At 48.6% G+C, this 9,450-nt stretch carries 7 protein-coding genes and 1 tRNA gene; 2 read left to right on the top strand and 6 right to left on the bottom strand.

All coding sequences use genetic code 11. The features are described from left to right. Positions 1-100 precede the first annotated feature (100 nt). Both QZ323_RS00795 and QZ323_RS00790 read right to left on the bottom strand, forming a co-directional pair. A complete protein-coding gene (locus QZ323_RS00795; RefSeq protein ID WP_294632004.1) occupies positions 101-976 on the bottom strand; it encodes a hypothetical protein in 876 nt (291 codons plus the stop codon). Between the two features lie 236 nt (positions 977-1,212). Continuing rightward, positions 1,213-1,296, bottom strand: a tRNA-Leu gene (locus tag QZ323_RS00790). Positions 1,297-1,453: 157 nt separating this feature from the next. Between QZ323_RS00790 and QZ323_RS00785 the strand changes: the two genes are divergently transcribed. Next, complete coding sequence (locus QZ323_RS00785) at positions 1,454-2,539, top strand: mannose-1-phosphate guanylyltransferase (protein ID WP_294632002.1); 1,086 nt, start codon at positions 1,454-1,456, stop codon at positions 2,537-2,539. Positions 2,540-2,778: 239 nt separating this feature from the next. Here QZ323_RS00785 and QZ323_RS00780 read toward each other — a convergent pair whose 3' ends face one another. The 3 genes from QZ323_RS00780 to QZ323_RS00770 form a co-directional block, all read right to left on the bottom strand. Beyond that, positions 2,779-3,171, bottom strand: a complete 393-nt coding sequence (locus tag QZ323_RS00780; protein WP_294632000.1) for an HIT family protein — start codon at positions 3,169-3,171, stop codon at positions 2,779-2,781. A gap of 94 nt (positions 3,172-3,265) precedes the next feature. Then, positions 3,266-3,730, bottom strand: a complete 465-nt coding sequence (gene greA, locus QZ323_RS00775; RefSeq protein ID WP_294631999.1) for a transcription elongation factor GreA — start codon at positions 3,728-3,730, stop codon at positions 3,266-3,268. A 231-nt stretch (positions 3,731-3,961) separates the two neighbouring features. Beyond that, a complete protein-coding gene (locus tag QZ323_RS00770; protein WP_294631997.1) occupies positions 3,962-5,113 on the bottom strand; it encodes a TlpA disulfide reductase family protein in 1,152 nt (383 codons plus the stop codon). A gap of 204 nt (positions 5,114-5,317) precedes the next feature. Here QZ323_RS00770 and pnp point away from each other — a divergent pair, with 204 nt between their 5' ends. Next, complete coding sequence (gene pnp, locus QZ323_RS00765; RefSeq protein ID WP_294631995.1) at positions 5,318-7,489, top strand: polyribonucleotide nucleotidyltransferase; 2,172 nt, start codon at positions 5,318-5,320, stop codon at positions 7,487-7,489. Positions 7,490-8,361: 872 nt separating this feature from the next. Here pnp and buk read toward each other — a convergent pair. Next, positions 8,362-9,447, bottom strand: coding sequence for a butyrate kinase (gene buk, locus QZ323_RS00760; protein ID WP_294631993.1), 1,086 nt, complete (start codon positions 9,445-9,447; stop codon positions 8,362-8,364). Positions 9,448-9,450: the final 3 nt, after the last annotated feature.

Raw genomic sequence — 9,450 nt, 5'->3', positions numbered from 1 at the left:
CTAAACTGACGGGCTAATTCTTCGTATCCTTTGTTCTCGCTGAATAGTTACTAACCTGCATGATTATGCTAATTATCGTTAACCGTATTCAATTTTCTTATTATAGTTCATATCCTTTCGGATAGATGTTTTTCGCTTGGTCTGTCGCACTCGACAGGTCAGTACGTGTAAGCGGTTCACCTTTTATCTTCTTCAATATCAGCTTATTGTTTGCTATGACAGACTGCCATTCATAAACGATGTAATTATAACAGCTAAGTTGCATCATAAGATAGGCTAACAGACGGGTATTATTAACTTTCAATACCCCATTCAGTTTGCAGTTGAAAAAATCGGTAAGTATTTTGGCACTGACGGTAGTAGTAAACATATTCGCTTCATTCACACAGTCGGTCAGAAGTTTGATTTCATTGGCTTTCAACGTGGACTTGAAAGGATTGCTTTTGCCCACAATCTTGGTTGGATTAGTATCTGCACTTTCCTCTTTCTCTTTTGGCAAGGCTTGCTCTTGGATGGCAACCGCATCTGTATGGTAATTGCTTTCCTGTTCTTGCAGATAGCGCAAATACTTGGAAAGCACGACAAGATTAACGATAATAGACAAATAGGGAAGCCGCCCATCATAACAGGACGGTTCATGCAAATATGCGTCCATATCAAAATCAGAGCAGCGGAAACCGATATACTTTTTTCTTTCATAAGAATTCAAGTCCTCAAAATAACCGCTTTCCCACAAAAAATCGGGAATATCCATATCCAATACAATGTTACGCACGACACGGTATTTTTGTTGGATGGCTACAATATTTTCAGTCACACGGAAAATTTCTTGCCGCAAATAATCCTTTAGCTGAGCTTGCGTCAAATATTCACGTTTTAAAAATAGTGCATCTACTTTAGTTTTATAGTCATGCGCTATACAACTATCTAATATCTTCTGTATTTCTCTGAAATTGGTTTCTATATGATTTTCCATAATCGTGTGCCTTTAAACGTTCTTACTACAAATATAAGGTAAGAATCTCACTTTTCCCGAAAACATCGGCAATAATAAGGAAGAAAAGATAAGGTAATAGTTAAGAAATCATAAAGACGCAGGGAGAAAAACTATAAAAGTACACCTTTTCTTTGTATTCGTCATTCAGTACACATTTAGTACGCCCTATGAAAGTAGAAAACCCTGATAATCAAGCGATTATCAGGGTTTATTCGTACCCAGACCCGGGGTCGAACCGGGATGGAAGTGAATCCACTGGTGTTTGAGACCAGCGCGTCTACCGATTCCGCCATCTGGGCATGCTTGATTTCTCAATTGCGTTGCAAAGATACAGCTTTTTTCTAAACCTGCAATACATTTTCCAAAAAAAGGAGAAAAATCTTATAAAACTTATGCCAAACATTCTTTGTTTCCAAAATATAACGTACATTAGCAGAAACTTTAAAAACAAACTATATGACAACAAACAAGAATAATTTTTGCGTTATCATGGGAGGTGGGATCGGCAGCCGCTTCTGGCCTTTCAGCCGCAAAACACTTCCTAAACAATTCCTGGACTTCTTCGGCACAGGAAGGTCGTTGCTGCAACAAACTTTCGACCGCTTCAACAAAGTTATTCCTACTGAAAACATACTTATCGTTACAAACGACATGTATGCCGACCTCGTGAAAGAGCAACTACCCGAACTGAAACCCGAACAAATATTGCTGGAACCTACCCGCAGAAATACCGCTCCGTGCATCGCATGGGCTGCTTATCACATCCGTGCATTGAACCCTAATGCCAACATTGTCGTCGCACCGTCGGATCACCTGATTCTGAAAGAAGGCGAATTTCTTGATACCATCGAAAAAGGTTTGGCATTCGTCGCCCAGTCGGAAAAGTTACTCACCCTCGGAATCAAACCCAACCGCCCCGAAACAGGCTATGGCTACATACAGATAGCCGAACAAATCGGAGACAACTTCTATAAAGTGAAGACCTTCACCGAAAAGCCTGAACTGGAACTGGCAAAGGTGTTCGTAGAAAGCGAAGAGTTCTACTGGAACTCGGGCTTGTTCATGTGGAACGTAAATTCCATCATCAAGTCCATAGAGACACTGTTACCCGAACTCGCCTCCAAACTGGCACCGGGCAAAGACGTATATGGCACCGCCTCCGAGAAAGTCTTCATGGATGAAAACTTCCCCGCCTGCCCCAACGTCTCCGTTGACTTCGGCATCATGGAAAAAGCAGACAATGTATACGTCTCATTGGGAGACTTCGGATGGTCGGACTTGGGCACATGGGGCTCGCTGTACGACTTGTCTCCGAAAGACGAAACGGACAATGTCACTCTGAAATGCCAGTCGCTGCTGTACAACAGCAAGGATAACATTGTTGTTCTGCCACAAAACAAGCTGGCGGTCATCGATGGACTGGAAGGGTATCTCATTGCCGAATCGGACAATGTGCTGCTGATCTGCAAGAAAGACGAAGAACATGCCATACGCAAGTATGTAAACGATGCGCAGATCAAGTTGGGAGAAGACTATATCTAAAGAAATGAGAAGAGGGAAACATGAAAAAAGAGAAACACGATAAGAGAGAAACACGGAAAGAGAAAAGACGCTGATTCTCAATCACCCTGTTTCTTAATTCTGTATAAACTCTAACGGTTACTGATAACTTCTTAAAAAGATAAAATTCCCGTCACGAACATTCATTTGTGACGGGAATTTTTATGCATTGGGAGGACTGAATCACTCCCTGCTATCATTTAAAAGGAAGAATGTTAATTTCAGAGTGAAGCCTGAATCGCTTCGGCAACAGCTTTAAACTCTTCGGCAGAAAGCTTAAGTTTCGGATTGGAGAACAACATGTCCGACTCTTTCTGTATTGGAATCAAATGAATGTGTGCATGAGGCACTTCCAGACCAATCACAGCTTCGCCCACTTTCTTGCAGGGGAAAGCCTTCTCAATAGCACGTGCCACCTTTTTGGCAAAAACATGCATGGCTGCCAGGTCTTCGTCACTCAAATCAAAGATATAATCCACTTCCTGTTTGGGAACGACCAACGTATGACCTTTCACCAACGGATTGATGTCCAGAAATGCAAAGAACTTATCATCCTCTGCCACCTTGTAGCACGGTATCTCACCTGCGATAATTCTACTGAATATTGTTGCCATAGCTTTCTATTATATACAAAAACAACTTTCTATTATATAGAAAAATAACCTATATATAAAATAAGGCAAGCCCGCATGCGAACCTGCCCTTACATTAAAATGATATGTTCACTACTTCAAGGTTGATCATGCCCTGAGGCACTTTGATCTCAGCAATGTCACCTACCTTCTTGCCAAGAAGTCCTTGCGCAATAGGAGTGTTGACTGAGATTTTTCCTTCCTTCAGATTGGCTTCACTTTCCGAAACAATGGTGTAGGTCATCTTCATCCCATTCTTCACGTTCTTCAGTTCCACCTTATTCAATATCTGCACGGTATCTGTCTTCAGCTTGGATTCGTCGATGATCTTGGCATCGCCGATCACCATTTTCAGCTTGTTGATCTTCATCTCGAGCAATCCCTGAGCCTCTTTGGCTGCATCGTACTCTGCATTCTCCGACAAATCGCCTTTGTCGCGCGCCTCGGCTATTGCTGCCGAAATCTTAGGACGCTCTACCGTTTCCAGTTCTTTCAGTTCGGCCAACAATTTCTTGTAGCCTTCTTCTGACATATAAGCCATAGTTTTTTCCTCCTTTTTAAGTTTCTAAATGATATTATATAACAAAAAAGAATTCCAACATGGTCAGCATGCTGGAACCCTCTTTTAAATTTCTTTGCAAAGATAACCTTTTAATCAATGCGTGTCAAGCAAAAAATTACTGCTATGTAACATATTTACATTTTAAAAGGATATTTATGAAGGAGTTACCGGACAATCGCGTTGTTTTGCAGGACCGACTCCTTGAATACACTACAGCAACGCTTTCACCGCAGCATCCAGATCCTTTATCGTCTCTCCGCGTGCACTCAGTTCGCTATTGCGGTTGATCAGGAAGAGTGAAGGTACCGCTTGTACATTGTACATGGCGGCTACACTCGAATAAATTCCACTGGCATCACGCACGCAAATCCAAGGCAGGTTGTCGGCGGTCGTCTTCCAGAAATGCTCGTCAGCATCCAGCGAAATCTGATAGATGACGAGACCTTGGTCTTTATACTTGGTATAGAGGTCGTTCAACAGGAAATTGTGGGGGGCGGAAGCGGCGCTCTGATAGATGGTGAAGTCCAGCAATACGACTTTTCCCTTCAGCTCGCTCAGCTTATGGGTGTTACCCTTCATGTCGCGAAGGCTGATGTCGATGATACCAGTCTCCGATACGACTTCCTTCGGTATCTCCAGCACTTTCTGCTGGGGCGTACGGGTGTTCTTCATGCCCTTTATCACGATGTTATACAGGTTTTTGGAACGGTCGGCATGCGGATAGAGATTGTTCAGACTGGTTGCCACTGCCGCAAAGCACTTGATATCGTCCTTGTTGTTCAGCGGATCGAAGATAAGGTAGTTGTTCAGCTTCTGAAACAGGGCGAAATAAGCGGCGGTCTCGGTAGGAGCGGCGAAGATGTATTTTGCCTTTACCTCATCTTTATAGTCTTTCATCAGCGTGGCCAGTTCTTCATCGAAGACATCGGCGGCTATCTGGTGGGCCTGCATTTTCTTAATCAGCGCGTTCACTTTTGCCTGCAACTGCGCCTGCATCAGGGTCAGTTCCTTAATCTTGGTGCTATTCGCCGAGCCTTCCACCGTGTAGGAAGTGGCGAAATCGGCATACGAGGCTTTCACTCCGATGGTTTCCGTAGAGTCTACTGCCAGATTCACTACCTTGTCTTCTACGCGCAGGCGGTAGAACTCGGGAGTCTCCGGACGGGTTTGCCGGAAACTGAAAGAGCCGTCCCCTTTCAATTTGACAGAGTCCAGCGGCACGATACCTTCCAAAGCGGCGGTTTCCAGATAGAGCATTTTGCCGTCGGCACCGGACACTTCACCCTCTACTTTGAATTTCGGTTCAGAATTGCAAGCACTCAATGCCAAGGCGGCGAGTGCAATAAAACAGATCTTCTTCATATTTTAACGTCTTATATTTCTCTTTGAAAGAACGTGCAAATATAGTTCTTTTCAAGTTTAGTCAAAGCATTTTCGAAGTATCTTCCGCTCGAAAACCCAAAAAAACGGTCATTTTGCAACATTTTTAGCTCATACCCACCTGATTACATGAATAAATCGCTATCTTTGCGGGAATTTTGAAAGAAAATATAGATAAAAGATTTTATGATTAACCCAATTGTTAAGACGATCGAGCTTCCTGATGGCAGAACCATCACGCTCGAAACGGGAAAGCTGGCAAAACAGGCAGACGGTTCTGTAATGCTTCGCATGGGCAACACCATGCTCTTAGCTACTGTTTGTGCCGCCAAGGACGCAGTTCCCGGAACAGATTTCATGCCGCTACAGGTAGAGTACAAAGAAAAATTCTCCGCATTCGGACGTTTTCCCGGAGGTTTCACCAAGCGTGAAGGACGCGCTTCGGATTATGAGATCCTCACTTGCCGCCTCGTAGACCGTGCTCTCCGCCCCCTCTTCCCCGACAATTACCATGCTGAGGTATACGTAAATATCATCCTCTTCTCTGCCGACGGCGTAGACATGCCGGACGCGCTGGCCGGGCTTGCTGCTTCTGCGGCTCTCGCTGTTTCAGACATTCCCTTCAACGGACCGATATCGGAGGTACGCGTAGCGCGCATCGACGGAGAGTTCGTCATCAACCCGACCTTCGAGCAACTGGAAAAAGCGGATATGGACCTTATGGTAGGAGCCACGTACGAGAACATCATGATGGTGGAGGGCGAAATGGACGAGGTGTCCGAGCTCGACCTGCTGAACGCCATGAAGGCTGCCCACGAGGCTATCAAGGTGCAATGTAAGGCGCAGATGGAGCTTGCCGAAGAGGTAGGCTCGACCGTGAAGCGCAAATACTGCCACGAGGTGAACGACGAGGAGTTGCGCCAGGCCGTACACGATGCCTGCTATGAGAAGGCATACGCCATCGCCGCTTCCGGAAACAACAACAAGCACGAACGCATTGCCGCTTTCGAGGCTATCCGCGAAGAGTTCAAGGCTCAATTCAGCGAAGAGGAGCTGGAAGAGAAGGCGCCGCTGATAGACCGTTACTATCACGACGTGGAAAAAGAGGCTATGCGCCGCAGCATCCTCGACGAAGGCAAGCGCCTCGACGGACGTAAGACCAACGAGATCCGCCCCATCTGGAGCGAGGTCAGCTACCTGCCGGGGCCTCACGGCTCGGCCATCTTCACGCGTGGCGAGACGCAGTCGTTGTCTACCGTCACCCTGGGTACGAAGTTGGATGAGAAGATCATCGACGACGTTCTGGTACATGACAAGGAGCGCTTCCTGCTTCACTACAACTTCCCTCCCTTCTCTACGGGCGAGGCTAAGGCACAACGCGGCGTAGGCCGTCGTGAAATCGGCCACGGACACTTGGCTTGGCGTGCCCTGAAGGGACAGATTCCTGCCGACTATCCGTACGTGGTGCGCGTGGTATCCGATATCCTCGAGTCCAACGGTTCTTCTTCGATGGCTACGGTATGCGCCGGAACGCTGGCACTGATGGATGCGGGTGTGAACATCAAGAAGCCGGTGTCGGGTATCGCTATGGGATTGATAAAGAATGCAGGCGAAGACAAATATGCCGTATTGTCCGATATCTTGGGCGATGAAGACCACCTGGGCGATATGGACTTCAAGGTGACGGGTACGAGAGACGGTATCACGGCCACTCAGATGGATATCAAGGTGGACGGTCTGTCGTACGACATCCTCGAACGTGCCCTGAACCAGGCTAAAGAGGGACGCCTCCACATACTGGACAAGATACTGGAGACCATCCAAGAGCCGCGCGAGGATCTGAAACCGCACGCTCCGCGCATCGAGATGATGACGATTCCGAAGGAATTCATCGGTGCCGTGATCGGCCCGGGCGGAAAAATCATCCAGGGTATGCAGGAGGAGACCGGTGCCACGATCACGATCGAAGAGGTGGACAATATCGGACGAATCGAAATCTCCGGAACCAACAAGAAGAGCATCGACGATGCTATGCGCCTGATCAAGGCTATCGTAGCCGTGCCGGAAGTGGGCGAAGTGTACAAAGGCAAGGTGCGTTCCATCATGCCCTACGGTGCATTCGTTGAGTTCTTGCCGGGCAAAGACGGTCTGCTGCATATCTCGGAGATCGACTGGAAGCGTCTGGAGACGGTAGAAGAGGCCGGAATCAAGGAGGGTGACGAGATCGAAGTGAAACTGCTCGACATCGACCCGAAGACCGGAAAGTTCAAACTCTCACGCAAGGTATTGCTGCCCAAACCGGAAAGACCTGAGAGACCGGAAAGAGGCGAAAGAAGAGAAAGACCGGAACGGAGATAAGAAGCAAGCGTCCGCTTATACCTTATTATAGAGTATCGCGCGCGTGATCATATAATATAAGGTGAAGAAGAAGTGCCGGAAACCGAATGGCACGCAGATGGCGCTGACTACATACACGGGTGACCGCAGATTGTCTGTTGACAGATTCAATAAGACACTTCTGCGGTCATCTGTTTTTTTATCCCTTCCGATTCCCTTCCGCTCAAAGATCCCTACAAAAAAAGATCGGAAAGTACCCCCATACTCTCCGATCCGAAACAGTCAAAAATCGACCTTAATCAATTTATTAACTTAACACATCGCAAAGATATGATAAAAAATTCTTTGAACGGGTTTTTCACCGAAAAAAGTTTGACTACTACGTAAGATTGTGATGCAGACAGAAATAAATGGGTCGCCAGACTACGTGTGCGGCATGGCGGAAATGCCCCGTTTCATCCGGTCATCCAATCCGCTCCCGATGCGCGTATCACCCAAGGCTACGGCAAGTCCTTTTTCAGGTTACGACAAGCCCTTTTTCAGGTTACGATAAGTCCTCTTTCAGGCTACGACGCCCTCCTTTTCAGGCCACTGCCCGAAAACCGGTTCACGGAAACCGGTTAAATAAGCTTAATATCTCGGCCGAAATTTCGCCGTTTTTTTGCCACTCTGCCTTCGTTCTGCCTTCGCTCTGCCTCCAGTGTCCCTCCAGTGTCCCTCCAGTACACCTCCACTCCTTATGACTGGAGTTAAAACGGAGCCGTAGCGTTAACACACTGGCGCGATAGTGTTACCGTACGTTAATCAGGTGTTTTTTGCCCCCGTTATACTTGCGTTAGTGAAGTTGCATACTTACACCCCTCCTTTAGCCCGCAACTTCCGCAGCCCGCCGCTCACCTATAGACCTGCACCGGCAACTCTCCGCGCAAGGCGGCAAGGACATTCAGCGCAAGCGCCTCCAGCTCGTCCTCGCCGGGATACACATGCACCGGAGCGAGGAAGGAGACACGCTTCTTCAGGCGCGAGATGACGTAATCGGAATGGGCGATGCCCCCCGTCAGCAAGATAGCGTCCACCTCGCCGTAGAGCGCAACGGCGGCGGCACCCACACTCTTCGCCACCTGATAAATCATCGCCTCCAGCACCAGCTCCGCCTGCCGGTCGTCCGCCTCTATGGAGCGAACAATGGCAGGAATGTCCGTAGTGCCCAAGTGAGCCGCCAGTCCGGCATGTCCGGAGATGCGCTTCTTCAGCTCATCCTTGCGGAAGCGGCGGGAGTAGCAAAGGTCTATCAAGGGTCCGGCAGGCAGCGTCCCCGCCCGTTCGGGCGAGAAAGGCCCCTCGCCGTCGAGGGCATTGTTCACGTCGATGGCACGCCCGTGCCTGTGGGCGCCGACGGATATGCCTCCGCCCAAATGGCAGATGATCAGGTTCAAATCTTCGTAGCGCACAGGCGGCTCCTGCGGAGCGGCAGCCGTGCGCTCGGCAGCATAACGGCGGGCGATAGCACGCTGGTTCAGCGCATGCCAGATGGTGATGCGCGGCATCAGGGGAGAACCCGTGATGCGTGCCACCTCATCCAACTCGTCCACCACCCCGGGGTCGGCAATGAAAGCGCGACAACCGGGCAACAACGCCGCCAGCTCGGCGGCAATCAGGCATCCCAAATTGCAGGCATGGCTGCGCATGGCGTGGGCAATGTCGTCCAGCATGGCATCGTTCACCTCGTACACTCCGCCCGGGATAGGCTTCAGCAGCCCGCCCCGCCCCACGATCGCATCGAACCGGAAGGGGATGCCGTTCTCTTCCAAAGCCTCCAGGACAAGGTTCTTGCGAAACTCGAACTGGTCGATGATGCGCGGAAAATGAGAAAGCTCTTCCACCGAGTGGCGGATGTTGCGCACAAGAAGCGGAGTCTCGTCAGCGTACACCGCAATCTTCGTAGAAGTGGAACCGGGATTGATGGCAAGGAGAAGCATAAT

This window comes from uncultured Bacteroides sp. (genome assembly GCF_910585845.1).
Lineage (GTDB): Bacteria > Bacteroidota > Bacteroidia > Bacteroidales > Bacteroidaceae > Bacteroides.
The sequence above is the reverse complement of the archived record's forward strand: the minus strand, read 5'-3'. Positions and strand labels throughout refer to the sequence as shown.